This is a genomic window from Fuscovulum sp. (assembly GCA_035192965.1).
Lineage (GTDB): Bacteria > Pseudomonadota > Alphaproteobacteria > Rhodobacterales > Rhodobacteraceae > Paragemmobacter.
Genome location: CP136571.1, coordinates 2172370 through 2198514 on the forward strand (window position 1 = coordinate 2172370; position 26145 = coordinate 2198514).

The following is a 26145-nucleotide window of genomic DNA, read 5'->3' on the forward strand; positions in this document are numbered from 1 at the left end:
CCTGAGGACCGGATCAGTCGCGCAGGCCCGCCATGGCACGGTCGAGATGGACATAGCCGCCATCGACGAACAGCCATTGGCCGGTGGTGTGGCCTGCGCGCGGCGACAGGGTGAAAACCACCGTATCGGCCATTTCCGTATCCAGCGTCATGCGCTGGCCCAGCGGGATGCGGCGGGTGATTTCCGCCAGTTTGGCATCGCGGTCGGGGAAGGTGTCGAGCCAGGCATCATACATGGGCGTCAGAACCTCGGCGGGGATCACCGCGTTGACGCGCACGCCGTGGGGGGCAAAGGCGGCGGCCCATTCGCGTGTTAGGCCCAGTTGCGCGGCCTTGGCGGCGACATAGGCAGAGGTGGAGCCTTGCCCGGTGACCCCGGTCTTGGAGGAGATGTTGACGATCGCGCCGTGGTTGGCCTTGAGATCGTCCTGCAGCAGATGCACCAGCGTGTAGTAATGGATCAGGTTCTGGTCGAGCGAGGCACGAAAGGCGGCGGGGCCGGCATCCAGCCCCACGCCATCATTGGTGCCTGCATTGTTCACAAGGCCGTAGACCTGCCCCCAATGGGCATGGACCTCTTTGATCGCGCCTTCGATCTGGGCGTCCTGTGACAGGTCGACCTGCACCCAGCCTGCCTTGGGCTGATCGGCGCGCAGATCGGAGAGGAACACACCGTCCGGCGCGCGGCGGGCGAGGATGACGGGGATCGCCCCTTCCTGTGCCAAGCGACGGCTGATCGCGCCGCCGATGCCGGACCCGCCACCGGTGACGATGACGACCTTGTTCTGAAGCTGAAGATCCATGTGTGTATCCGGTCAGTATTGCGCCTGCCCGTCGCCCTGCCAGGGCTGGGCGAGGTTGCCGAAGCGGGTAAAGCGGCCCTCAAAGCTCAACTCCACCGTTCCGATGGGGCCGTGACGCTGTTTGCCAATGATGACTTCGGCCTTGCCATGCACGCGGTTCATCTTGTCGAGCCATTCGGTGAAGCGCGGATCGTCTTCCTGCGGTTTCAGGCGTTCGTGATAGTATTCGTCGCGGTAGACGAACATGACGACGTCGGCATCCTGTTCGATCGATCCGGATTCGCGCAGGTCGGAAAGCTGCGGGCGTTTGTCATCGCGCGATTCCACCGTCCGTGACAGCTGTGACAGCGCCACGACGGGGATGTTCAACTCCTTGGCGATGGCCTTCAACCCTTGGGTGATTTCCGACACTTCCTGCACGCGGTTGGATTCGCCGCGGCCTGTGCCTTTCAGGAGTTGCAGATAGTCGACCATCAGCACATCGAGCCCATGCGTGCGTTTCAGACGGCGCGCGCGGGCGGCGACCTGGCTGATGGGAAGGGCGGGGGTGTCGTCGATATAGAGCGGGCAGGATTCCAGCGATTTCGCGGCTTCGACAAAGCGGCGGAATTCGACCTCGGTCATGTCGCCGCGGCGGATCTGTTCGGAGGGCACTTCGGATGCCTCGGACAGGATACGTGCGGCAAGCTGTTCGCTGCTCATTTCCAGCGAGAAGAAGCCCACCACGCCGCCTTCGACCGCGCCTTCGTTGCCGTCATGGGTGCGGCCGCGGCGATAGGCCTTGGCGATATTGAAGGCGATGTTGGTGGCAAGCGAGGTTTTCCCCATCGAGGGGCGACCGGCGAGGATCAGAAGGTCGGACGGGTGCAGGCCGCCGAGTTTGCGGTCCAGATCGACAAGACCGGTGGAAATCCCCGCAAGGCCGCCGCCGCGCTGATAGGCGGCGTTGGCGGAATTGACCGCCTCGGTCGTGGCGCGCAGGAAGGAGACGAAGCCGCGCTGCGACACGCCCTGTTCGCCCAGCTTGTAAAGGCTTTGCTCGGCCTCGATGATCTGTTCGCGGGGTTCCGAGGTGACCTCGACCTTGGCCGCACGGGCGGCGATGTCGCGTCCCAGCGCGATCAACTCGCGCCGGACGGCCAGATCATAGATCATCTGGGCATAGTCGCGGGCGGCGAAAGACGAGATGGCGGCACCGGCAAGGCGTACAAGATAGGCGGGACCACCGAGTTCCTTGAGCCCTTCGTCATCTTCGAAAAAAGGCTTGAGCGTGACAGGAGAGGCGAGAGCATTCTTCTGGATGCGGGCGGCGGCCTTCTCAAAGATGCGCTGATGGACGGGATCGAAGAAATGATCCGCCTTCACCAGCGCGGCGATGCGGTCATAGACATCGTTATTGGTCAGGATCGCGCCGAGAAGCTGCTGTTCAGCTTCGACATTCTGGGGCAGGGATTCCGGCTCGGCCTGCGGTGCCGCGGGGAGAGAGGGACGGAGCGTTGCGATTTCGTTCATGTCTGCCTCGGATCGGGTCTGCCATCGGTTCTGGCACGTGTTCTTTCGGGGTCGTCATTGCCCCGGTTTGGCCCGCAGGAACAGGCGGGCATAACATTGTGGATAACCCAAGGGCGACTCGGCCCCCGGGGGATCAACCTACCATATCCTGCGGCGCTTGTCCGGGTGGACCCAAGTTTTGCATGGGGCAAATCCCGGATCGGCTGAGTCCTGCACAAAGCATCCACAGAAGCTGTCCACAGGAATCTGCGACTTATCCCTGCTGGCGGGCCGCTTGCCAGGCGCGGGGGTCGTTGAGAAAAACCTCGACCTCGGCCAGCGTGGCCGCATCAAAGGCGCCGCTGGCGCGGGCCTCGGCCAGCACGTCCCACCAGGTGCACAGATGGTGCAGCGCAATGCCATGATCGGCGAGGCGCTGGGTCGTTTCCGGGAAGATGCCATAGTAGAAGATGACCGCCGTATGGGCGCAGGTGGCCCCGGTGTCGCGGATGGCATCGACGAAGGACAGTTTCGATCCGCCATCGGTGGTAAGGTCTTCGACCAGCAGCACGCGCTGGCCCTCTGTCATCGCGCCTTCGATGCGGGCGTTGCGGCCATAACCTTTGGGTTTCTTGCGAACATAGGTCATGGGCAGCGCCATGCGTTCGGCCACCAGCGCGGCAAAGGGGATGCCTGCAGTTTCGCCGCCTGCGATGTTGTCGAACGCCTCGAACCCCGCGTCGCGCATGACGGTGATCGTCAGGAAATCCATCAGGGTGGAGCGGATGCGCGGATAGCTGATCAGCTTGCGGCAATCGATATATGTGGGCGAGGGCAAGCCGGAGGCCAGCGTGAAGGGCGTTTCAGCGTTGAAGTGGACGGCCTTGATCTCCAACAGCGCACGAGCGGTGAGGCGGGCGATTTCTTCTTTCGGGGGGAAGGCAGCGGGGATCACGGGCGGCTCCTGTCGGCGGGCCCGAAAATCTTTCGGCGAAAGATTTTCGGGACGGGGCGAAGAATTTTCGCCGAAAATTCTTCGGCGTGGGGCGGGGGCGGAAAATTTTCGGCGAAAATTTTCCGTGGATCAGGCTTCGACATGCCAATGCACGGGGAAGCCGGGGTCGAAGACGGTAACGGGGCCTGCCTCGGTGAAGATCTTGGCGGGCCATTGGGCGACGGTGCCCTTGGTCAGGGTGATGCGATCCTCATTCGGGGGCAGGCGATAGAAGCGGGGGCCGTTCAGGCTGCTGAACGCCTCCAGCCGGTCGAGGGCCGCCTCTTCCTCGAACACATGGGCAAGAAGCTGCATCGTGTTGGTCGCGGTAAAGCACCCGGCGCAGCCGCAGGCATGTTCCTTGAGCGCGTCGACATGCGGGGCAGAGTCGGTGCCGAGGAAGAACCGCCCTTCGCCGCTTGTCGCGGCGGCCCGCAGGGCGAGGCGGTGTTTTTCGCGCTTGGCCACGGGCAGGCAGTAGTAATGTGGTTTGATCCCGCCCACGAGGATGTGGTTGCGGTTGAGGATCAGGTGATGCGTGGTGATCGTGGCCCCCAGCGTTTCGCCGCCTGACCGGGCATAGGCGACGCCTTCCTCGGTTGTGATGTGTTCCATCACCACGCGCAGGCCGGGGATGCGGCGGCGCAGGGGATCGAGGACGGTGTCGATGAAGACAGCTTCGCGGTCGAAAATGTCGACCTCGGGCGTTGTCACCTCACCATGTACGCAGAGCGGCAGGCCGATTTCGGCCATCTTTTCCAGAACGGCCGTGACCTTGGACAGGTCGCGCACGCCGCCATGGGAGTTGGTGGTTGCCCCGGCGGGGTAAAGCTTGACCGCCTTGACCAAGCCAGAGGCATGGGCGGCGGCCACATCGGCGGGGTCGGTTGTTTCGGTCAGGTAGAGCGTCATCAGCGGCTCGAACACCATACCGTCGGGCAAGGCGGCAAGGATGCGGTCGCGGTAAGCGGCGGCCTGATCGCCGGTCACGACCGGCGGCACAAGGTTGGGCATGATGATCGCGCGGGCGAAATGGCGCGCACTTTCGGGCAGCACGCCTTGCAGCATCGCGCCGTCGCGCAGATGCAGGTGCCAGTCATCGGGACGACGGATGGTAAGGCTCTGGGTCATGTCTTGCGCCTAGCGCAACTGGCCCGTGCTTTCCAGCAAAGAATGGCACGGACCGGCCCGGATGTGATCCCTGTCCCTGCCTCAGCTGCGGGTTTCGTCGGTGCTGCTGCCGGGGGTGTCGATGTCGCTGTTGCCATCGCCTGACGTTGAGGTGGAGGGCAGGCCAAGGCGGGCTTCAAGCTCGTGCATCCGGCGGCGATAGCGTGGCGCACCCATCCGCTGCACGACCGAACGGCAAATCATAAGTGCCAGAAGCGGGCGCTGGGCCAGATCGGCCTTGCGCAAGAGGCCGCGCAGATAGGGGGCAAAGCGGCGGCGGAAACGCCAGAGGCGGGCGAAGCTGACCGGATCAAGCCGCGCCTCGCAGGCAGCGGTCAGAAGTTGGGGCAGAAGGTCGGCCTGTTCGACGACCGATTCGATCGTCTCGCCGAAATGGCGCGCGGGCAGGGGCGTGACCCAATCCGCGCGGAACAGGGCCGCATGCATGGCGTTTTCCGGCATCTGCGGATCGTAGATCACAAAGACGCGCGACGCGCCTTCGGTCATGTCCGGGGCATAGCCATAGCGGCTGGAGAAATCGAGCCGGCGCAGCTTGACGGCGCGGTGATCCCATCCCGCAACAGCCGGATCAAGCGTGGCGCGCGGGCTGATAGCCAGAACGGTGGCCCCCGGCGCGCAGACGCAATAGGCGCAGGCGGCATAGCCCGCCGCCCCCGCGCCGTAGAACAGGACACGGTCGAAATCTTCGAAAAAGGCCTCATCCACCAGCCGGTCGAAATAGCCCCAGACGGCAGGATCGCGGAACCACGTCTCGCCATCGCAAATCACCGTCAGATGCGACCAGCCATTTGCCATGGCCACATCATGGCCAAAGGGCATCTGCCCCTTTCGCGCAAGGATGCGGTCGAGCGATTCGAAAGACACCAGCAGAATCGGGCCGTCATCGTGGAAATAGGCCCAATGCTTGCTGCCCAGGGGTTCGAAATATCCCTCTTCCGCGCAAAGCTCATCAATCCGGGCGAACCATTGGTCACGGTCCAGCACGGCTTGTAACGCAGGGGCTTCGCCCACGCCCGCATCGTCACGGTCCATGTCTGACAGATCGCCCTCGGCGCGGTCGTTCATCGGCGTTTGCCTTTTCTGCTCGGATCGGTCGCGGGCGTGTCCCGGACTCGGGCCTCATATCTTGCGTTCTGTTTTACCCAAGGCAAACGGCAAGTTTGTGGCATGACTGGCGCGGAACGGGGCATTTGGAAAGCCGTTCGGTGGCGGACTGCGCGGATTGTCGCGATCCGGCGGGTCAAGCGCCCGGCAAGGCGTGGGTCCAGATGAGGCGGGCCTGTTCGGCGGTCAGGTGACGGGTGGGCGGGGTCATCAGCAGCCGCCCGAACAGCGCGCGCCAGGCTTCATCGCGCATCAGGTCCAGAAAGCGCGCGCGCCGCCAGTCATGGGCGGCCGCGTGCAGGCGGGCAAGAACAGGATCTGCCATCAGTTCGGCGCGCAGGGCCCGGCTGTCGAGCGCGTGGATCGACCGATCCTCGGCGTCGCAAAGGTTGCGATCGACCCAATACCCCAGATCGAAGCCGGAAGCGTCGCGGTTGGCGCGGCCACGGTCTGCCTTGACCAGATACCCCTCCATCGAGCCAAGCGCATAGTGGTTGAGCTGGGCAAGAGTATAGTGCGGCTGGCCAAGGGCCGAGAAGATGCGTGGCGGCCCGCCCGGCAGGGGGCGACCGGCGCTGTCGAACCAGCGCTGGCGGTCGGTCACCTGGCCCTTTGGGCGGTGGACGCCGGGTTGGCCGAAGCGGCCATCATTGCGGTAGAGCGTCTTGAACATCACCGCGCGCCAGGGCCAATCCAGCGGGTCCGGCGCGGCACGTGTGAAGGTTTCGGTCACCGGCGCATCGGTCAGGAGGACGACGCCCGCATTGCCGAACATACGCCATGTCAGGGTGATGGCATCCGCCTCTGGCAGGGTGGCGATCAGCGCAGGCAAGGTGCGGTTGCCCACATGGATGTTCACGAATTCATCAATGTCGAGGACAAGGATCCAGTCCGCCGCCTGCGTCAGCGGGTGCTGCGCCGCGATCTTGAGCGCGTGCCATTGCGGCCCCTTTTCATGCGGGCCATCGTTCCGGACATGGGTCAGCCATCCCATTTGCGCCAACCGGTCCAGCATCAGATCCGTGCCATCGGTGCAATCGTTGGAAAAGGCGAGGATGTCGGTGATCCCGCAGGCACGGTGATGGGCCAGCCATTCCAGAAGGAAACTGCCCTCATTTCGCACGGTCAGGATGGCAAGCACACGCATGGATCAAGCGATAGCATGGCGGGTGGGGGGATGGGAACGCCATCCTCTCCCGCCCCCCTCCATTGGTCGCATGCGGGGCTTTGGCGGCTTGACCCTTGTCCGGGGCAGGCCCAAGCATGGCTTGCCAAAGCAGGGAAGGAGAACCCGGTGCACGACTTGCCCAGATCCATCGATGCGGTCCAGACCCTGCTGGCGGGCGAAGGCTATATCGCCTCGCGCGCGCTGGCCACGGTGGTGTTCTTGTCGCTCAAGCTGGGTCGGCCCCTGTTTCTGGAAGGCGAGGCAGGCGTGGGCAAGACCGAGATTGCCAAGGTGCTGGCGGCGGCTCTGGGGCGGCGGCTGATCCGGCTGCAATGCCATGAGGGGATGGATGCGGCATCTGCCGTCTATGAATGGAATTTTGCGGCGCAGATGATTGCCATTCGCACCGCCGAGGCTGGGGGTGGCGCGGACCGGGATGCGCTGAAGGCGGAACTGTTCACCGAAGAGTATCTGATCGAACGCCCGCTCTTGGCCGCCATGCGCCCGCAGGCGGGGGGCGCGCCGATCCTGTTGATCGATGAGCTTGACCGCAGCGATGAACCGTTCGAGGCGTTTCTGCTGGAGGCGCTGTCGGATTTTCAGGTGACGATCCCCGAATTGGGCACCATCACCGCCCCCGAACCGCCGATCGTGATCCTGACCTCGAACCGCACGCGCGAGGTGCATGATGCGCTGAAACGGCGGTGTCTCTATCATTGGGTCGACTATCCGGGATTCGAGCGCGAGCTGGAAATCCTGCAAGCGCGCGCCCCCGAAGCGCAGGACAGGCTGAGCCGCGAGGTCGTGGCTTTTGTTCAGCGGCTCCGATCCGAGGATCTGTTCAAGAAGCCCGGTGTGGCGGAAACCATCGACTGGGCGAAATGCCTGCTGGCGTTGGATGTGATCCAGCTGTCGCCCGAGGTGATTGCAGATACACTGGGCGCAATCCTCAAGTATCAGGACGATATCCAGAAAATTCAGGGGTCAGAGGCGAAGAAGCTTTTGGATGAGGTGCGGCAGGGGTTGGTTTTTGCATGACCGGGCTTTTGCGGCTTCTTCTCTGGAAAAATATCCTCGGGGGGTCCGGGGGGCAGACAGCCCCCCGTCGCGGCCGGGGCCGGGCATGACGCTGCCCGAACTGACACTGCCCGATGAGGGCAAGCTGTCGCATAACATCGCGCATTTTGCCCGCGCCCTGCGCCGGGCGGGGTTGCCCATAGGGCCGGGGCGGGTGATCGATGCGATCCGCGCGGTCGAGGTGGCGGGGTTCACCGAACGGGTAGACTTCTACTGGACGCTGCATGCCTGTTTCGTCAGTCGCCCGGAACAGCGGGCGGTCTATGATCAGGTGTTCCGCCTGTATTGGCGCGATCCGCAGTTTCTGGAACAGATGATGACGCTGCTGCTGCCCGCCGTGCGTGGGGTGCAGGAGGACCGTCTTGCCGATGCCGCGGAAAAGCGCGCGGCAGAGGCGCTGTTGGACGGCAAGGGCATCGACATGCCCGCCCGCAACCCGGACGCGCCAGAGGGCGAGGACCGGGTCGATATCGACGCATCGGCGACCATGTCGCATGAGGAGCGGCTCAAGACGCTGGATTTCGAACAGATGAGCCTGGCCGAAGTGGCCGAGGCCAAGAAGATGCTGTCCCGCCTTGCGCTGCCCGTGCGGCCCTTGCTGACGCGGCGGATGGTGGGCGATCTGGCCGGGCGACGGATCGACGGGCGGCGCACCCTGCGCGCGGCGCTGCGGCAAGGGGGCGAGGTGACGCGTCTGTCGATGAAATCGCCGGGGATGCGCTGGCCCAATCTGGTGGTGCTGTGCGACATTTCCGGGTCGATGAGCCAGTATTCGCGGCTGGTGCTGCATTTCGTGCACGCGGTTGCCAACCGCAAAGGGCAAGGCTGGGCCAAGGTGCATGCATTCACCTTTGGCACGCGGCTGACCAACATCACCCGGCATCTGAAGAATCGCGATGTCGATGCCGCGCTCAAGGCGGCGGGGGCCGAGGCGCAGGATTGGTCGGGTGGCACGCGGATCGGCACCTGCCTGCGCGGGTTCAATCGTGACTGGTCTCGCCGGGTGCTGGGGCAGGGGGCGGTGGTTCTTTTGATCACCGACGGGCTGGACCGCGATGACACTGGCGCGCTGGCGGCGGAAATGGAGCGGCTGCATTTGTCCTGCCGTCGTCTGATCTGGCTGAACCCCTTGCTGCGGTGGGAGGGTTTCGCGCCAAAGGCCAGCGGCATTCGCGCGATGCTGCCGCATGTGGACAGTTTCCGCGCAGGCCATTCCATCGCCTCGCTTGAGGCTTTGGGGCAGGCGATTTCCGAGGCGCGGGATTCCGGGGAAAAGGCGCGCCTTCTGGCCATGATGGGCGCGGATTAGGCGGCTGACTGCCGATTGATAGGTAATTCGGCATCCATGATATCGCATATCAGCGCCAAAGACAGTCATCTGGGCCAAGCTGCGCCCATATGCAGGGTGCATCAATTGGAAGGATATTCGGATGAGAAGGCTTTTGATCTCGACCACGGCCCTGTCGGTGGCGCTGATGCAGATCGGCCCGCTGCCGCTGATGGCCCAGACCATGACCGAGGATGGCAGCATCGTCGCGGAGGATGGCACCATTCTGTGTCAGGCCGGGGGAGAAGTGCCCTGTGATCTGAATGCAGTGATGGAGCAACTGGCAGCCGAAGCAGCCGCTGCCGCAGAGGCCGAGGCTGCCGCAGCAGCAGAAGCAGAAGCCGCCGCGGCCGCAGAGGCCGCCGCAGCAGCAGAAGCTGAAGCGGCCGCACAGGCCGAAGCGGAAGCGGCGGCCGCAGCAGCCATCGCCGCACAGCAGGAAGCCGAGGCAGCCGCCGCCGCAGAGGCGGAAGCTGCGGCCCAGGCAGAAGCAGAAGCCGCCGCAGCCGCAGAAGCCGAAGCGGCAGCGCAGGCTGAAGCCGAGGCAGCGGCAGCCGCCGCAGCGCAGGCAGAAGCGGATGCCGCAGCTGCGGCAGATGCAGAAGCTGCAGCGGCAGCGCAGGCAGAGGCCGATGCCGCAGCGGCGGCAGATGCAGAAGCAGCGGCGAAGGCCGAAGCCGATGCGGCCGCAGCAGCAGAGGCGGAAGCGGCAGCACAAGCCGAAGCAGAGGCGGCGGCCGCAGCAGCTGTCGAGGCCGAGGCAGCAGCAGAAGCTGAAGCAGCAGCAGCGGCTGAAGAGGCCGTGACCGAAGAAGCCCCGGTTGAGGGTGTGGTGACGGATGAAGCTGTGACCGAAGAAGCGCCTGTCGAGGGTGTGGTGACGGACGAAGCCGTGACCGAAGAAGCGCCGGTTGAAGGTGTCGTGACGGATGAAGCCGTGACGGAAGAAGCCCCGGTTGAAGGCGTTGTGACCGAAGAAGCAGCGACCGAGGAACCGCTAGCGGACGTGCCTGCCGAGGCGGTTGTCGAAGCGGTGACCGATCCCGCCATTCTGGTCGATCCGTCGGCACCCGAAGCACCGACCGATACGGCCGTCGAAACCCTGAGCGAATTGCTGGCGACGCCTGAAGGTGTGGACCCGGCGGCGTTGGGGGAAGCGGCGGCGCTAGCTCCGGTCGTGGTGACCGAGGGTGAGCCTGTCGTCATCACCGAAGCGCCGGATGCAACCGATGTGATCGTGCAGGAAATCACGGCGGAAACCACCCGCACCTCGGCCGAGGATTTTGCGGCCCCGGCATCGGCCAATCTGGCAGCGGCGGCGGCGGCATCGAATGATGACAACGGTCTGACCGATTTGCAGAAGTTTGGCCTTGTTGCGCTGGGCGCGCTGGCCGTGGGGGCGATCATCAACGCCAACCGCGATCAGGTTGTGTCCAACACCGGTGACCGCGTTGTCGTGCAGCGCGGGAATGGCGACTATTACCTGTACCGTGATGACGACACCCTGCTGCGCCGTCCGGGTTCGAACGTGCGGACCGAAAGCTTCCGTGACGGATCGACCCGCACGATCGTGGAGCGCGGGGACGGCACGCAGATCGTGACCATCCGCGATGCGACCGGCCGTGTGCTGCGCCGGGCCACCTATGATGAGTTGGGCCGCGAGATCGTGCTGATCGACGACCTCTATCCGGAAGAGCGGATCGACGTGGCGACGCTGCCCGCACCGCGTGGCCGGGTGATCAGCCTGTCGACATCTGAGGAAGACGCCCTGCTGCGTGCCCGTATGGCGGCACTGGATACCAAGGAAGTGGGTCGCAGCTTTAGCCTGCGCCAGATCCGCGATATCCCGCAGGTGCGCCAGTTGGCCGCGACGGTGGACGTGAACACGATCACCTTCGACAGCGGCTCGGCGGCGATCAAGGCAGGGCAGGCGGAATCGCTGGCCTCGCTCGGGCGGTTCATGCAGTCGATGATCGATGAGAACCCGAACGAGATCTTCCTGATCGAGGGTCACACCGATGCTGTCGGACCGGCGCAGTTGAACCTGACGTTGTCGGATCGGCGGGCGGAAAGCGTGGCGCTGGCGCTGACGGAATACTTCGATGTTCCGCCGGAAAACATTGTCGTGCAGGGCTATGGCGAATCGGACCTGCGGATCAAGACGGCAGAGGCTGAACGGCAGAACCGCCGTGTGGCGGTGCGGGTGATCACCCCGCTGCTGCGCAGCGCGCAGATCCAGTAACCGGATCAGCCGGATCGTGATGGGGGGCCGTGGGTGTGATGACCCACGGCCCCTTTCCGGTTCGAAGCGTGGTGTGTGATCCGGCTAGGAAGGCGTTGCTGGGCGCGACCTATACATTCCCGCGATCCGGTCGTTATGCCCTGCATGGATCCTGTCCCGCCCCTTTTTCCCTTTGGTCAGCCCGCCCCCGGCCCTGTGCGGGGGTTCCGGCGCGGCACGCGATTGCTGACCGCTGATGGCCCGACACCGGTTGAGGAGATCGAACCCGGCGAAGCCGTGCTGGACCCGGACGGGCGGCCGCATTTCGTGCTGTGGCAGGGCAGTTGGGACATGCGCCCGGAACCGGGATGGGCCGCCGATCCGCGCCATCCTGTGGTGATCGCGGCCAACGCCTTTGGCCCTGGCAAGCCACGCCGCGACCTTTATCTGACCCAGCAGAACCGGATGATGGTGCATCCGGGCAGGCCGGGGGTGATGGTGACGGCGGCAAGCCTTGCCCCGCAATTGGCGCAGATTGACCTGTCGGCGCGGCCGGTCAGCTATCATGCGGTGGTGACCCGCAGCCCCTGTCTGCTGATGGCGGAAAACCTGCCCTGCGAAGGCGTTGCTTGCGTAGAGCGGGGCATGCCGGAAATCGCCGCCGATCAGGGCAACTGGGCGCAGCCGTCGATGGGGCAGGACCTGCGGGCGGCCCTGCGGCCCTGAAGCCTGCCTTCGCCACCTTTTGCCAGTGGCGCGGGCGGCGCGGGCAGCGCATGATCGGCACCGATGGAGGGGCCGATGACCGAACAGAGCGCGCGCAGCGAACATGACAGCATCCCGGAGATCGCCCTTGCTTGGCACCGCGACGGGCGTGGGGCGGTGCTTGCCACGGTGATAGAAACCTGGGGATCGGCCCCGCGACAGGCGGGCAGCCAATTGGCGATTTCCGGCGCGGGCGAGATCATGGGGTCGGTATCGGGCGGCTGCGTCGAAGGCGCGGTGGTGACCGAGGCGATGGAGGCACTGGGAGACCGCAAGTCGCGGGTGATGACCTTTGGCGTCAGCGACGAGACGGCCTTTGCCGTGGGGCTGGCCTGTGGCGGCACGATCCGGGTTCTGGTGGAGCCTATCGGCGAAGGGGCGGAGGCGCTGCCCGACGCGGTCCTGGAGGGGCTGGTTGCGGCACGGGCGGAGCGGAAAGCGGTTGCCGTGGCCGTGCAGACCGAGGGGTGGACGCGCGCGCTGATCCGGCCCGGCGATGAGGCGGCGGTGGATGCGCGCTTTCGCGCGGACAGGTCGGGGATGGAAGAGGACGGGCGGTTCATCGCCATCCACAACCCGCCCCTGCGCCTGATCGTGGTGGGGGCGGTGCATATCGCGCAGGCGCTTTTGCAGGTGGCACGCATCTGTGGCTATGACTGCACGGTGATCGACCCCCGGTCTGCCTTTGGATCGGCGGCGCGGTTTCCGGGGGAACGGATCGTCGAGGATTGGCCGGATGAAGCGTTGGAGGCGCTGGCCCCTGATGCGCGCACGGCGATTGTCACGCTGACGCATGACAGCAAGCTTGACGATCCGGCGATCCGCGTCGCGTTGCGATCGGAAGTCTTCTACCTTGGTTGTCTGGGGTCTACGCGGACGCATGCCAAACGGGTGGAACGGTTGGCGGCGGCGGGTTTCTCGGACGCTGAGATTGCGCGCATCCATGCGCCGGTGGGGCTGGATATCGGGGCGAAAAGCCCGGCGGAAATTGCCGTATCGGTGATGGCCCAGATCACCACGCGGCTGCGGAAGGGGTAGCCATGTTCTTTGGCGAGGTGGCGCTGGAGGCGGCAGAGGGGGCGGTGTTGGCGCATTCCGAAGCGGTGCCGGGCGGGCGGCTGCGCAAGGGCGTTGTACTGGGCGCGGCGGAGATTGCGGCGCTGCGGGCGGCGGGGCTGGCTCTTGTGACCGTGGCGCGGATGGAGGCGGGCGATGTGGGCGAGGACGCGGCAGCCGCACGCCTTGCGGCGGCGCTGGTGCCGGACCCGGTGGGGCAGGGGTTGCGGCCGAGTGCGGCCTTCACGGGCCGGGTGAACCTGAATGCAAACGGGCCGGGGATCGTGGAGTTGGACGCGGCGGCGATCCATCGGATGAACCTGATCCACCCGGCGATCACGCTGGCGACATTGACGCCGTTCCATCGGGTAATGGCGGGCACCCTAGTGGGGACAGTCAAGATCATCGCCTATGGGGTGGAAGAGGCGGCCTTGGCGGCGGCCTGCGCAGCGGCGCGGGCGGCGATCCGCGTGCGGCCCGTGGTACTGCGCGATGCCGGGTTGGTGCTGACCGACGCGCCGGGGCTGGAGGCGAAGCTTGCCGCCAAAGGACGGCGGTCGATCGAGGGGCGGCTGCGCGCGCTGGGGATGCGGTTGGCGGCGGTGGAGACGGTGGCGCATGACGAAGCCGCCATCGCGCAGGCGCTGCGCGGTTTGCCGGGCGACATCGCGCTGATCCTGACCGGATCGGCGACATCGGATCTGATGGATACTGCCCCGCAGGCGGTGCGGGCGGCGGGTGGCGAGGTGTTCCGCTTCGGGATGCCGGTGGATCCGGGCAACCTGCTGTTTCATGGCCGGCAAGGCGGGCGGCCTGTGATCGGCCTGCCGGGCTGCGCGCGGTCGCCCGCGCTGAACGGGGCGGATTGGGTGCTGGAGCGCTATGCCTGTGGGTTGACGGTCAGCGATGCGGATATCGCGGCGATGGGCGTGGGCGGGTTGCTGAAGGAAATCCCGCTGCGCCCGCAATTGCGCGAGCCGGATTGAGCGGCGACCGGGCGATTTTTCTGCGAAAAATCGGGGCGTGGCGCAGCGGGCTTTCGGCTTGTCCAAATCAAAAGGGCGCGTCGGTGACGCGCCCCTCGTTCCGACTTGGCCGAAGATTTACTTCGGGCCGATCATCATAACCATCTGCCGGCCTTCGAGGCGGGGCATGGATTCAACCTTGCCATTGTCGCCCACATCGGCAGCAACGCGGTTGAGAAGTTCAAGACCCAGATCCTGGTGCGCCATTTCGCGGCCCCGGAAACGCAGGGTGACCTTCACCTTGTCACCTTCTTCGAGGAACTTCAGCACCGAGCGCATCTTGACTTCGTAATCGTGGGTATCGGTTCCCGGGCGGAACTTGATTTCCTTGATCTCGATGATCTTCTGCTTCTTGCGGGCTTCGGCCTCGCGCTTTTGCTGTTCGTATTTGAACTTGCCGAAGTCCATGATCTTGCAGACCGGAGGTTCCGCATTCGGGCTGATCTCGACCAGATCGAGGCCTGCCTCTTCGGCCATCTGCATGGCGCGGGCGGGTGTGACCACCCCGATGTTTTCGCCATCGGCGCCGATCAGGCGGATTTCGGGCGAACGGATGCGGTCGTTCACGCGGGGGCCCGTCTCGCGCTGCGGAGGGGCATTGTGGGGTCTGCGGGCTATGGTGGTGGTCCTTCTGCGGTTTCGGTCTGCGCGCGCAATCTAATCGGCAGTGGGCGCTGTTTCAACGGGAATCGCTTGGTGCGCAAGGCCAAAGCGGGGGGCACGGGGTAGGGAAAGCGGCAGGATCGGGCCACGGTCCGGCCAAGGGGGGTTCAAATTCGATGTCGAAGGGTCCATATGGGCGCTACAACCGGAGTAGGCTCCGGCAATGGGAGACAGACGATGAACAGAAATGTCCTGATTGGCCTTGCGGTCGTCATTCTGGCTGGGCTTGGCTATTACCAGTTCAGCTATGTTCCGGCTCAGCGCGCAGCAGCAGAAGCCGCCGCCGCAGCGCAGGCCGCCGAGGAAGCGGCCGCTGCTGCCGCAGCAGAAGCTGAAGCCGCCGCTGCTGCAGAGGCGGAAGCCGCCGCTGCCGCCGCTGCCGAGGCAGAAGCCGCCGCCGCTGCTGCAGCCCAGGCTGTGACCGAAGCCGCCGAAGGCGCGGCTGAAGCAGTGGGTGAAGCCGCGACAGGTGCGGCCGAAGCCGTGACCGAAGGTGCCGGTGCAGTTGCGGATGCCGTGACTGAAGGCGCGGCCGATGTGCAGGCGGAAGCTGCCGCCGCATTGGACCCGGCGAACTTTGATCCGGCGCGCATTTCGGCGCTGATCGACGCGTCGCAGCTGGATGCCACCACCAAGACCACGCTGAAATCGGCTGTGGAAGCGGCAGCGGCAAGCCCTGCGCTGGTGCAGCCGGCGATCGACCAGGTGAAGGCGGCGCTGGGTCTTTGACCCTGCGCATCGGGCGGGGGCGGTTGACGCCCTCGCCCGACCCTGCACTTTGCGGGGCTGTTCTTTGGGTATTTGAGCCAAGGTGAAATGGAAAAGGCCGCGCGGGGTGACCGGCGCGGCCTTTTGCTTTGGAATAGGCGAAGGATCAGATCCCGTCGCCGACAAAGGCCTTTTCGACCACGAATTGCTGCGGATCGGAATTCGCGCCTTCGGTCAGGCCGAAATCTTCGAGGATCTTCTTCACGTCGATGTTGAAGGCAAGGCTGCCGCAGACCATGGCGCGATCCTCATCCCGGTTCATGGGCGGCAAGCCCAGATCGGCAAAGACCTTGCCGGAGGTGAGGTTGTCGGTGACGCGGCCCATGTGATGGAACGGCTCACGCGTGGTGGTGGGGTAGTAGAGAAGCTTGTCGCCCACCAATTCGCCGATCAGCGGATCATCCTTGAGGCTTTCCACCAATTGGCGGCCGTATTCCAGCTCTGCCACTTCACGGCAGGTGTGCATCATGATGACCTGATCGTATTTCTCATACGTCTCAGGCTCGCGCATGAGCGAGGCGAAGGGCGCAAGGCCGGTGCCGGTGGCAAGGAACCACAGCCGTTTGCCGGGCAGCAGCGCATCATGCACGAGGGTGCCCACGGGTTTGGGGCGAAGGATGATCTCATCCCCCGGCTGGATGTGCTGAAGCTTCGAGGTGAGGGGGCCATCGGGAACCTTGATGGAGTAGAACTCCAACTCCTCATCCCAGGCAGGGGAGGCGATGGAATAGGCGCGCAAAAGCGGTTTGCCGTTATCGCCCATCAGGCCGATCATCACAAACTCACCCGAGCGGAAGCGCAATGAACGCGGGCGGCTGACGCGGAACGAGAACAGCCGGTCGGTCCAGTGGGTGACCTGTGTCACCCTCTGGGCATCGGGAAGGTGCGGCTTGGCGGCTGTCGCGGTGTTGGGGGCGTCCATCATGGCACTCTGTTCGGTCATCGGCTGTTCGGGCAATAGCGGAAGGCGCGCGCCGGGAAAAGGGCGCGGTCTGTCGCGGGGCGAAGGGCGGGGTCAGGCGCGCAGGCGGGCCTGATAGTGATGGGCCTGCCAATCGGCGCGGAAGGCCCATTGTTCGGCGGGTTGGCGGGCGGCGAGGTCGTCGCTGATTTCCACCTCATCGAACCCCACGCGGCGGGCCATGGCGTATTGATCGGCGATCACATTGCCTTGGGCGCGCAGGCGGCCCGTGTAGCCCATCATCCGCAGGCGGCGGGCGATTGTGAACGCCCTGCCATCGTTGAAGGCGGGGAAGGCCACGCGGATCAGGCCGAGATCGGCCAGATGGGGGCGCAGCGCCTCGGGGTCGTCGGTGTTGGACAGATCCACCGCGCCCTGATGGGCGGGCAGATCGGCCAGAGTGACGAAGGGGGCATTCCAATCTTCGGCGGCAAAGCCAGTATCGGTGACGATCACGGTCATGCCGCGTTCTCCTTGACGGTGCGGACGGGCTTGCCGTCGATGAAATGGATGCCGCATTCGGTTTTCTCGCTGCCGCGCCAGCGGCCCGAACGGGGATCTTCGCCGGGTTTCACCGGGCTGGTGCAGGGGGCGCAGCCGATGGACGGATAGCCTTTGGCCACCAGCGGATGCTGGGGCAGGCGGTTTTCGACCATGTATTCCTCAAGATCCTCGCGGCCCCAATGGGCGAGCGGATTGACCTTTATACGCGTGTCGCCTTCGGCTTCGAAGAAGTCGACCTCTTGCCGTGTGCTGCCCTGATAGCGTTTGCGCCCGGTGATCCAGCCGTCGAATTGCGCAAGCGCGCGCTCCAGCGGTTCCACCTTGCGCACGCCGCAGCAGGCATCGGTGTTGAACTGGTGCAGCGTGCCATCGGGATCTTCGAAATTCACGCGGGCGGGGTTGGCACGGATGGTGCGAATATCGCAAAGCGCCAGCTTTTCGGCCAGTTCGCGTTGATAATCCAGCGTTTCCTGAAACAGCATGCGCGTGTCGATGAACAGCACCGGGGTTTCCGGCGCGATAACGGACACGAGGTGCAGAAGAACCACCGATTCCGCCCCGAAGGACGACACCAGCGCCACGCGGCCAAGGTCTGCGTCCTTGAGCGCGTGTTCCAGCACCGCGGTCGCGCCGTGGTGTTTGTAGCGGGCGTTCAGGGTGGCGACGCGGTCCGCGACGCTGCCCTGATGCAGGCCTTGGGTGAGGCTGGTGTCACGCGGCATCCTGTTCGCCTTCCTGATCGTAAAGCGCGGCCTTGAAGGGCGCGATCCCGACACGGCGGAAGGCGTCGAGGAAGGTCTCGCCCGGGGCTTCGCGCAACGCCAGATAGGCGCGCACGATGCGTTCGATCGCGGGGACGATGTCATCATAGGCAAAGCCCGGTCCGGTCTTTTCACCGATCACCGCGGTTTCGGTGCCGTCGCCGCCCAGAGTGATCTGGTAGTTTTCCACCCCCGCACGATCCAGGCCCAGAATGCCGATATGGCCCACATGGTGATGGCCGCAGGCGTTGATGCAGCCCGAGATCTTGATCTTCAGCGGGCCAATATCGTGTTCCAGCTTCAGCTCATCAAACCGCGTCGCGATTTGCTGCGCCACGGGGATCGACCGGGCGGTGGCCAGCGCGCAGTAATCCATGCCGGGGCAGGCGATGATATCCGAGATCAGGCCGACATTGGCCGTGCCAAGGCCCGCCTTGACCAGTTGGGCATGCAGGGCCGGCAGGTCGGATTTGTGGACATGCGGCAGGATGACATTCTGTTCGTGGCTGATGCGGATTTCCGAATGGCCAAAGGTTTCGGCCAGATCGGCGATCAGGCGCATCTGATCGGCGGTCGCGTCACCGGGGGTTTCGCCATGCGCCTTGAGGCTGATGGTGACGATGGCGTATTGCGCGTTGCGATGCGCAGCGAGGTTCGTGTCGGCCCAGGCGCGGAAGGCCGGGTCGGCGCTGTAAAAGGCATCATAGGCATCGACGGGCGCGTTGCGAAAGGCCGGGGGGGCGAATGCCTCTTCAATCTCGGCCAGCAGTTTCTGGTCATTGCCACCGAAGAGGGGGCGCAACTCCGTGAACCGTTCCTCGATCATGCGGGTGATTTCTGCCGCGCCGGTTTCATGCACGGTGATCTTGATGCGTGCCTTGTACTTGTTGTCGCGACGGCCGAGCGTGTTGTAGACGCTGAGAACCGCCTCCACATAGGGCAGCAGGTCGGCCTTGGGCAGGAAGTCCCGCACGGTGTGGGCGATCATGGGCGTGCGGCCAAGACCGCCGCCGACCATCACCTCGAACCCCGGCTCGCCCGCCGCGTTGCGGACCATGCGCAGGCCGATGTCATGGGCGCGGGTGACCGCACGGTCATTCGGGGAACCGGTGATGGCGATCTTGAACTTGCGGGGCAGGAATTGAAACTCCGGGTGGTCGGTCGACCACTGGCGCAGCAGTTCTGCCACGGGGCGGGGGTCTTCGATCTCATCCGCCGCAGCGCCGGCGAAATGATCGGCGGTCACGTTGCGCACGCAGTTGCCCGATGTCTGGATGGCGTGCATCCCCACATCGGCAAGCGCCTGAAGCATGGCGGGCACGTCTTCCAGTTTCGGCCAGTTGAACTGAATGTTCTGGCGGGTGGTGAAGTGGCCATAGCCCTTGTCCCAGGTCTGGGCGATATGGGCCAGCTGGCGCATCTGGTTCGGGTTGATCGTGCCATAGGGAATGGCCACCCGCAGCATGTAGGCGTGCAGTTGCAGGTACAGCCCGTTCATCAGTCGCAGCGGGCGGAATTCTTCCTCGGTCAGCGACCCGTCAAGGCGGCGTTCCACCTGCTGGGTGAACTGGGCGACACGTTCGCGGACGAAGGCTTCATCGAATTCGGAATAGCTGTACATTCTGGCTGCCTCAGTTCGCGTAGTCGGCTTGTTTGCCGTGGTTATAGTTCGACGGGCCACGGGTGCGGAATTCTTCGCGGAAATGGGTGGGTTCCGGTCCATTCGGGCCGGGCTTGGCATCGGCGAGGTAAGCGCCGACGACGATCAGCTTTTGCGCGGCGGCGTGAAGTAGGCGCATCTGGGCATGAGCTTCATCCTCGATCAATTCCGCCTCATGGTGGAACGGCGACCAACGGTCATCGGCGGTCAGATAGACCACATCGCCTTCGCGCAGGCGGTTGGCGGTGACGATCTTGGGCGTGAAGCGGCGGCTCATGCGGTGGCTTCCTTCAATTCTGACGTCAGTGCGGGCAGGGCCGCACGGATGCGGCGGGGTTCGAGGCCGTAAAGCAGCACGGCAGGGCCTGCGACTTGCGCCACAGCGTCGGGCAGGGTGGCAAGGGTGGCGGCGATCACACGCTGATTGGCGCGCGAGACGTTTTCCACGATAGCCACGGGGGTTTCCGGGGCGGCGCCGTGCATCATCAGGCGGCCTTGGATAAAGCGGCTGGATTTCTTGCCCATGTAGATCGCCGCAACCTCACCCGGGCGGGCCATACCGCGCCAGTCCTGTTCGGCGAAACCTTCCATGTCATGCCCGGTCACGATGCGCAGCGCGCCGTTGCGGCCACGCTTCGTCAGGCTCTGGCCGATATTGGCCGCCGCGACAGCGGCAGAGGTCAGGCCGGGCAGGATGGCGAAGGACAGGCCTGCCGCTTCCAGCGCGTCCATCTCTTCGTCCAGACGGCCAAAGATGCCGCAATCACCGCCCTTGAGGCGGACAATGCGCGCGCCTGTCATGGCTTGAGCCACGATGGTAGCGTTGATCGTGGTCTGGGCGGTGGCGGGGCCAAACCCTTCTTTGCCCACGTCAATGCGGGTGACATGCGGCGGGATCAAGGCCATCACCTCATCGCCGACCAGACGGTCATGGATCACCACATCCGCCTGTTGCAGTGCGCGGAAAGCGCCCAGTGTCAGATGCGCGGCCGCACCGGGGCCGGCACCCACAAAGGTGACGGCAACAGGGGTAGGGGCGAAATGGGGCAGGTCGGTCATGCTGGCGATCCCGGTTTGGCTGTCTGGAATATAGGATATTTTCCCGGTTTCGGGCCAGCCACCCTTGCAGATAAGAACGATTGTTCCGATACTGGCGCAGTGTGGAACGTGTTTCCGCGAAACGGGGGAATTTGCGAATGGCGGTCCGGCTGGACGAGATGGACAGGAAAATCCTTGCGGAACTGCAGGCCGATGCCGAGCAGTCGCTGGATGAGATCGCGCGCAAGGTGGGGTCTTCCAAGACCCCGGTCTGGAACCGCATCCGCCGGATGAAGGAGGCGGGCGTCATCACGCGGCAGACCGCCATTCTGGACCCCGAGGCGCTGGGGCTGGAGGCCTGTTTCTTTGTGTTGATCCGCACCAGCGAGCATGAGGCGGACTGGCAGCGCAAGTTCCTGAAAGCGCTGCGCGAACGTCCCGAGGTGCTGGAAGCGCATCGGTTGGCGGGCGACATCGACTATATCCTGAAGGTGCGGGTCAAGAACGCGCGGGCCTATGACACGTTTTATCAGGCCCTGATTTCCGAGGTGCGGATTTACAACGTGACCGCGCTGTTGAGCATGGAAGAGATCAAGGCGACGACGATCCTGCCGGTCTGACGGTCCTAGCGGGCGAGGTGCAGCGCTTTGAGCCCGTGGAAGTGATACACATCGGCATAAGCAGGTTTTTCCGCAAGGCGCAGGTTCGGCAGGCGTTGAAACAGGATCGGCAGGGCGATCTGCAATTCCAGCCGGGCCAACGGCGCGCCCACGCAGAAATGCAGGCCTGCGCCGAATGTGGCGTTGGGTTTGGCGGGGCGGTCGGGCAGGAATTGCGCCGGGCGGTCCCATTGGCCGGGGTCGCGGTTGGCGGCGGCCAGCAGCAGCGCGACCTGATCACCGCGCTGAAAGCGATGGCCCATCACATCAACCTCTTCATAGGCCCAGCGGGTGAACATATGCAGCGCGGGATCGAAGCGCAGGATTTCCTCTACCGTCGCCTCTACCTTGTCGGGGGATAGGGCGGTGGCGGGGGTTTTCGTTTCAAGCAGCGTTTTCACGCCATTGCCGATGGTGTGAACCGTCGCCTCATGCCCCGCATTCAGCAGCAGGATGCAGGTCGAGATCAGTTCGTCGGTTGTCAGACGGTCACCCTCGGACTCGGCGGCAATCAGATGGGTGATCAGGTCATCCCGCGGGTCGGCGCGGCGGTCGGCGATATAGCCGCGCAGGAAGGCCACGAAATCTTCGGTCGCTGCGATGGCGCGATCCTCGGCGGCGCGGCTGCGGTTGGCCATATACATGCCGACCATGGCATTGGACCAGCGCAGCAGGTCATCCGACATAGTTTCCGGCACACCCAAAAGGCGGGCGATGATGATGACGGGCAGTTTCTGCGCGAAGGTCGGGAGAAGATCGAATTCATCCGCAGGCAATGCATCGATCAGATCGTTGGAAAGCTGTGTGATTTCAGGGCCAAGCGCGGCGATGCGGCGTGAGGTGAAGGCGCGCAGGACAAGGCTGCGCAGGCGGGTGTGGCGCGGCGGTTCCAGTTCCAGCATCGAATGCGCCTCGACCGCGTAGAAGGGCCGCAGGTGATCGGGGATCACGGGCGCGCATTCGGGCGGGGCTTCGCGGCCAAAGCGGCGGTCGCGCAGGATGGCGTTCACCGCTGATGCGTTGGGAGTGCAGATCAGGTTGTAATCAACCCAGCGGAAGAAAGGGCCGGTGGCGCGGGCGCGGTCATAGAACGGATAGGGGTTCTGAACGAAGGCAGGATCGGTGGGGGATTGGTGAAGGTCTTGCATGATCTTGTTCTTGATGGGTTTTAGCGCCGGGGCAGCGCGATCAGGCCTTGCGCCACCAGCACGCCGATGGCGACAAAAGCCGCACCAAGCGCCTGAATCCAGCTCCAGGTGCCGCCAAGCGCCAGCATGAAGACCATGACATAAAATGGCGTCAGGTTGATATGCAGCGCCGACATGGCGATGCCGAGGCGACCCACGGCAATAATCCAAAGGAGTTGGCTGATGGCGAGGCCGCCCACGCCATAGATGGCAAGCGCGGTAAACTCGGTCAGGCCGAAGGCGGAAAGGTTGGGGCCGGGCAGGCCGAACAGCCCGCCGATCAGGGCGAAAACCGTGCCCGCCAGCGCCGCGCCGCAGACGGTGAGGCTGGTGGAGCCGAGGGGGGTAAGGCCGGGCAGGGCGGTGACTGTCCAGCGTGAGGCGAGGGTGAAGGTGATGACAGAGCCGAGGCAGAGAAGCGCCCCGATGCCGAAGGAAAGACCCCCGTCGAAATTGCCCGCCGCAAGGATGCCGCCGAGGATCGACAGCAGCATGCCGAGCGCGATTTGCAGCGTAAGCTTGCGCCCATCAAGGAAAATTTCCAGCGTCATCCCGATCAGGGGCATGGCCGAGGACACGACTGCCGCCATCACCGCCGAGGTGCGGGTCTGGCCAAAGACGAGTTGCAGCGCCCCCAGCGCCAGAAGCGAGCCCACCATGATCCCACGCGGCCAGTTGGCGCGGCGCAGGGCATCCGTTCCTTCGACCAGCCACCAGATCGGCAACAGGAACGCCGCTGCCATCACCATGCGTGCGGCGTTCAGGATGACCGGTGGCAGGGGGGCGGGGTCGGCACGGATGAGCACCTCTGCCGCAGGCAGGGCGGCGGCCCAGATCAGCATGGAGGCCATGCAGATCAGGTTGGCCGAAAGGGCAGAGCGGGTGGGGGAAAGGGCTGTCATCAAATGTCCTGCATCACGCCCGAACCATCCCCCGGTGCCGGGCCGAAGGCTGTTCCGGGGGCGACGTGAAAGGGCGCGATCAGGCGGCGGAAAGGGCCGCGACGATGGCGCCGAAATCGGCGGCCTTGAGGCTGGCGCCGCCGACAAGCGCGCCGTCTACATGGGGGATGGCAAAGATTTCCGTGGCATTTGAAGGCTTTACCGACCCACCATAGAGCAGCCGGACCCCTGCCGCCTGTGCCCCGATGCGGGCGGTGAGGCGGGCGCGGAGGAAGGCGTGTACTTCGGCAATCTCGGCGATGGTGGGGGTGCGGCCGGTGCCGATGGCCCAGACGGGTTCGTAGGCGATCACAAGGGTGGCTGCCGTGGCATTGGCGGGGACGGAGCCGTGCAGCTGGGTTCCCACCACATCAAGCGTGCGGCCGGCATCGCGTTCGGCCTCTGTCTCGCCGATGCAGACGATGGCGATGAGGCCGGCCTTGATGGCGGCTTCGGCCTTAGCCAGCACCTGCGCGTCGGTTTCCGCATGATCGGTGCGGCGTTCGGAATGGCCGAGGATCACATGCGAAGCCCCTGAATCCACGAGCATTTCTGCCGATATGTCACCGGTGTGCGCGCCTGTGGATTTCGCGTGGCAATCCTGCCCGCCGACCATCACGGGGGTGCCTTTGGCAACATCGGCCATGCGGGCGATCAGGGTGGCGGGGGGACAGAGCAGCACGTCGCAGGCGGGGGCAGGATGGGCCTGGGCGAGGGCGGAAACCTCGGTCAGGCTGGCGGCGGTGCCGTTCATTTTCCAGTTGCCTGCGGCGAGTTTTCTCATGCTGTCCTCCCGGGGTTTTGCACGCAACAAGCGTTACGGGGAAAGGGGATGAAGGAAAAGGGGTGTGCAGCGCTTTGTGCAGATGGCGGTGCAGACGGTTGTGCATACAAATTCGTGCAGAGACATGCGGGATTGGCAGCGCTTGGTGCGCTGGTGCAGAGGACCGTGCAAAATGGAAAGCCCCGGGTCAGGCCCGGGGCGTGTGTTCGTGACGGCCCTACCTTACGCGGCGGGCTGTTCCTTGAACTTGATCGATTCACCGCACCCGCAGGCTTCAGCCACGTTGGGGTTGTTGAACCGGAAGCCCGATTCCAGCAGCGAGGTTTCATAGTCGATCTCGGTGCCGAAAAGGAACATCTGCGCCATCGGGGCGATCATCACGCGTGCGCCATCCTGTTCGATCAGCTCATCCATCGGATTGATGTCGGTGACATAATCCATGGTGTATTCCATGCCCGCGCAGCCGCCCTTTTTCACGCCGATGCGCAGGCCGGTGCTTCCCTGCTTTTCCATCAGGCGGGCGATCTGCCGTACGGCGGCGGGGGTCAGTGTCACAGCCTGTTTGCCGGGGATGCCGAACATGGGGTTCTCCTTGTTGGCTTAACTTAAGGCGGAAATGCAGGAATTCCAAGTGGCGGCAGGGTTTCCAGAACCGCAAGCGTGACGAATGCGGACAAGAGCGCCCAGGCGAAGGAGGCGAGAGTGCCGATGATGACGTATTCCGACAGTTTCGCCTCTTCCCGCACGGTCCCAAAGCGCAGGACGGATTTTGCGGCGATGAGAAAGCCGATGCCTTCGGGCAGGCCGCCGAGGATCATCACGAAGATCAACCCGCGTTCAAGCTGGCCGATGGCGCGGCCACCGTTGGGCAGGCCATCCATGGCGATAAGTGCGGTCCACGGGGCCATCAGCAGGCCGATGGCATGGCCGCCCGCGCGGATGGTCCAGATCGCGCCTGCGGCAAGGGCAAAGAGGGCGGGAAGCTGCGGCAGGTCTGCCCAAAGGCCGCTGGCGAAAAGGTCGGGCGCAAGCGCGGCAGTGAGCAGCAGCGTGGCGATATGGGCCAGTTGATCCAGCAGAAATGCGGTGGCATCGGTGCGGCGCGTGGCAAGTTTTGCCGCGTCGATCAGGGCATGGCCGAGGGTGAGGGCGAAGAGCGCCGGGTGAAGGCTGCCTGTGGCGGCAATGGCCGTGGCCAGCACGATGGCGGTATGGGCGAGAAACCAGAGCGGTTTGCGCTTGCCTGCGACCATGCGGTCCGGTTGCAGCAGGAAATCGGCCAGCACATGGGCGAGGAAGAGGGCGGTCAGGGTTTCAATCATCGCTTATCCCTGCGCCATCCCAGTTTTCCCAAAGGTCGAGTGTCGGCTGCCATGCGGCGATGCCTGATCCGGCGAAGCGGGATTTCCACGCCTGCCGCGTAAGGCCCATGAGGGCGGCCCATTCTTCCTGGGTGCGGTGGACGGGATCGAGGTATTCGGCCACGACGGCGGCCTGTCCTTTGGTCCAGAGTGCAGCGTGCCATTCGGCGAGGGGAATGGAGGCCGCGATCCACGGGGGCAGGCCCGTGCCGCCTGCGACGGCCCAGGTCTGGTTGCGCGGCATGGCATCCAGCGCGCGACCCGAGTGGATAAAGGCGGTTCCGCTGGCGGCGGAAAGATCGCCCGTGGGTCGGCGCGTGACGCTGCCGAAGCCGATGGCGAGGCGGGTGGAAAGGCCGGTATCAGCGGCGGTGAGCGCGGCAGAGAGCGACAGGGCGATGCGCAGGGCGCGTCCGGGGCGTTGGATCAGGATCTGCCAGCCATCGCCGCGAAAGCGGGTGAATTGCAGATCCTCCGCCGCCCAGCTTTGCGCGGCATGGTGCAGCGCGGACATCGCCGCATCGAGCCTGCTGTCGGGCAGGGTGCTAGAGGCGACGAGATCACCTGTGATGACAGCATGGACCGGATCGGACGGGGATTGCAAAGCGGAGTCCTTGCATCGGGCTGATGCAAATGA

27 protein-coding genes are annotated in these 26145 nt (G+C 64.7%); 8 read left to right on the forward strand and 19 right to left on the reverse strand.

Annotated features, from left to right (window positions below; all coding sequences use genetic code 11):
* Positions 1–13: 13 nt before the first annotated feature.
* The 6 genes from RSE12_10675 to RSE12_10700 form a co-directional block, all read right to left on the reverse strand.
* Complete coding sequence (locus RSE12_10675) at positions 14–802, reverse strand: SDR family oxidoreductase (GenBank protein ID WRH60876.1); 789 nt, start codon at positions 800–802, stop codon at positions 14–16.
* Positions 803–814: 12 nt separating this feature from the next.
* Complete coding sequence (locus RSE12_10680) at positions 815–2314, reverse strand: replicative DNA helicase (protein ID WRH60877.1); 1500 nt, start codon at positions 2312–2314, stop codon at positions 815–817.
* A gap of 253 nt (positions 2315–2567) precedes the next feature.
* A complete protein-coding gene (locus RSE12_10685; GenBank protein WRH60878.1) occupies positions 2568–3248 on the reverse strand; it encodes an orotate phosphoribosyltransferase in 681 nt (226 codons plus the stop codon).
* A 129-nt stretch (positions 3249–3377) separates the two neighbouring features.
* Complete coding sequence (pyrC, locus tag RSE12_10690) at positions 3378–4418, reverse strand: dihydroorotase (protein ID WRH60879.1); 1041 nt, start codon at positions 4416–4418, stop codon at positions 3378–3380.
* Positions 4419–4499: 81 nt separating this feature from the next.
* Positions 4500–5543 carry a hypothetical protein gene (locus RSE12_10695; GenBank protein WRH60880.1) on the reverse strand — a complete coding sequence of 348 codons (1044 nt, stop codon included), beginning with the start codon at positions 5541–5543 and terminating at the stop codon, positions 4500–4502.
* A 175-nt stretch (positions 5544–5718) separates the two neighbouring features.
* Complete coding sequence (locus RSE12_10700; protein WRH60881.1) at positions 5719–6729, reverse strand: glycosyltransferase family 2 protein; 1011 nt, start codon at positions 6727–6729, stop codon at positions 5719–5721.
* Positions 6730–6876: 147 nt separating this feature from the next.
* Between RSE12_10700 and RSE12_10705 the strand changes: the two genes are divergently transcribed.
* From RSE12_10705 to RSE12_10730, 6 genes are all read left to right on the forward strand, one after another.
* The gene (locus RSE12_10705; protein WRH60882.1) at positions 6877–7788 is read left to right on the forward strand and encodes a MoxR family ATPase; all 912 of its coding nucleotides are present in this window, start codon (positions 6877–6879) and stop codon (positions 7786–7788) included.
* Between the two features lie 91 nt (positions 7789–7879).
* A complete protein-coding gene (locus tag RSE12_10710) occupies positions 7880–9136 on the forward strand; it encodes a VWA domain-containing protein (protein ID WRH64789.1) in 1257 nt (418 codons plus the stop codon).
* Positions 9137–9257: 121 nt separating this feature from the next.
* Positions 9258–11396 (forward strand): OmpA family protein, encoded by a 2139-nt coding sequence (locus RSE12_10715; GenBank protein WRH60883.1) that lies wholly within the window; start codon positions 9258–9260, stop codon positions 11394–11396.
* A gap of 144 nt (positions 11397–11540) precedes the next feature.
* Positions 11541–12101 (forward strand): Hint domain-containing protein, encoded by a 561-nt coding sequence (locus RSE12_10720; GenBank protein WRH60884.1) that lies wholly within the window; start codon positions 11541–11543, stop codon positions 12099–12101.
* Between the two features lie 75 nt (positions 12102–12176).
* On the forward strand, positions 12177–13178 hold the full coding sequence (locus RSE12_10725; GenBank protein WRH60885.1) for an XdhC/CoxI family protein: 1002 nt from the start codon (positions 12177–12179) through the stop codon (positions 13176–13178).
* A 2-nt stretch (positions 13179–13180) separates the two neighbouring features.
* A complete protein-coding gene (locus RSE12_10730) occupies positions 13181–14182 on the forward strand; it encodes a molybdopterin-binding protein (GenBank protein ID WRH60886.1) in 1002 nt (333 codons plus the stop codon).
* A 117-nt stretch (positions 14183–14299) separates the two neighbouring features.
* Here RSE12_10730 and infC read toward each other — a convergent pair whose 3' ends face one another.
* Positions 14300–14788: a translation initiation factor IF-3 gene (gene infC / locus RSE12_10735; GenBank protein WRH60887.1), complete on the reverse strand. Its 489-nt coding sequence runs from the start codon at positions 14786–14788 to the stop codon at positions 14300–14302.
* Positions 14789–15061: 273 nt separating this feature from the next.
* Here infC and RSE12_10740 point away from each other — a divergent pair, with 273 nt between their 5' ends.
* Entirely contained in the window at positions 15062–15613 is a 552-nt protein-coding gene (locus RSE12_10740) for a hypothetical protein (GenBank protein WRH60888.1), read from the forward strand.
* Between the two features lie 145 nt (positions 15614–15758).
* On the opposite strand, the gene RSE12_10745 is transcribed toward RSE12_10740, so the two are convergent.
* The 6 genes from RSE12_10745 to cobA form a co-directional block, all read right to left on the reverse strand.
* Complete coding sequence (locus tag RSE12_10745; protein WRH60889.1) at positions 15759–16595, reverse strand: ferredoxin--NADP reductase; 837 nt, start codon at positions 16593–16595, stop codon at positions 15759–15761.
* Between the two features lie 72 nt (positions 16596–16667).
* Complete coding sequence (locus RSE12_10750; protein WRH60890.1) at positions 16668–17075, reverse strand: DUF934 domain-containing protein; 408 nt, start codon at positions 17073–17075, stop codon at positions 16668–16670.
* Positions 17072–17839 carry a phosphoadenylyl-sulfate reductase gene (locus RSE12_10755; GenBank protein ID WRH60891.1) on the reverse strand — a complete coding sequence of 256 codons (768 nt, stop codon included), beginning with the start codon at positions 17837–17839 and terminating at the stop codon, positions 17072–17074. Before RSE12_10755 ends, RSE12_10750 begins: the two co-directional genes overlap by 4 nt.
* Positions 17829–19499 (reverse strand): nitrite/sulfite reductase, encoded by a 1671-nt coding sequence (locus RSE12_10760; protein WRH60892.1) that lies wholly within the window; start codon positions 19497–19499, stop codon positions 17829–17831. Before RSE12_10760 ends, RSE12_10755 begins: the two co-directional genes overlap by 11 nt.
* Positions 19500–19509: 10 nt before the next feature.
* Entirely contained in the window at positions 19510–19815 is a 306-nt protein-coding gene (locus RSE12_10765; GenBank protein ID WRH60893.1) for a DUF2849 domain-containing protein, read from the reverse strand.
* A complete protein-coding gene (gene cobA / locus RSE12_10770; GenBank protein ID WRH60894.1) occupies positions 19812–20597 on the reverse strand; it encodes a uroporphyrinogen-III C-methyltransferase in 786 nt (261 codons plus the stop codon). Before cobA ends, RSE12_10765 begins: the two co-directional genes overlap by 4 nt.
* A 137-nt stretch (positions 20598–20734) precedes the next feature.
* Between cobA and RSE12_10775 the strand changes: the two genes are divergently transcribed.
* Positions 20735–21196, forward strand: coding sequence for an Lrp/AsnC family transcriptional regulator (locus RSE12_10775; GenBank protein ID WRH60895.1), 462 nt, complete (start codon positions 20735–20737; stop codon positions 21194–21196).
* 5 nt (positions 21197–21201) lie between these two features.
* On the opposite strand, the gene RSE12_10780 is transcribed toward RSE12_10775, so the two are convergent.
* The 6 genes from RSE12_10780 to RSE12_10805 form a co-directional block, all read right to left on the reverse strand.
* Positions 21202–22383 carry a cytochrome P450 gene (locus RSE12_10780; GenBank protein ID WRH60896.1) on the reverse strand — a complete coding sequence of 394 codons (1182 nt, stop codon included), beginning with the start codon at positions 22381–22383 and terminating at the stop codon, positions 21202–21204.
* 20 nt (positions 22384–22403) lie between these two features.
* Positions 22404–23324, reverse strand: coding sequence for a DMT family transporter (locus tag RSE12_10785; protein WRH60897.1), 921 nt, complete (start codon positions 23322–23324; stop codon positions 22404–22406).
* Between the two features lie 79 nt (positions 23325–23403).
* On the reverse strand, positions 23404–24147 hold the full coding sequence (gene tpiA / locus RSE12_10790; GenBank protein ID WRH60898.1) for a triose-phosphate isomerase: 744 nt from the start codon (positions 24145–24147) through the stop codon (positions 23404–23406).
* Positions 24148–24369: 222 nt separating this feature from the next.
* Positions 24370–24729 (reverse strand): iron-sulfur cluster assembly accessory protein, encoded by a 360-nt coding sequence (locus RSE12_10795; GenBank protein WRH60899.1) that lies wholly within the window; start codon positions 24727–24729, stop codon positions 24370–24372.
* A gap of 23 nt (positions 24730–24752) precedes the next feature.
* Complete coding sequence (locus RSE12_10800) at positions 24753–25469, reverse strand: DUF3307 domain-containing protein (GenBank protein WRH60900.1); 717 nt, start codon at positions 25467–25469, stop codon at positions 24753–24755.
* Complete coding sequence (locus RSE12_10805) at positions 25462–26112, reverse strand: hypothetical protein (protein ID WRH60901.1); 651 nt, start codon at positions 26110–26112, stop codon at positions 25462–25464. The genes RSE12_10800 and RSE12_10805 overlap by 8 nt, the downstream gene beginning before the upstream one ends.
* Positions 26113–26145 lie beyond the last annotated feature (33 nt).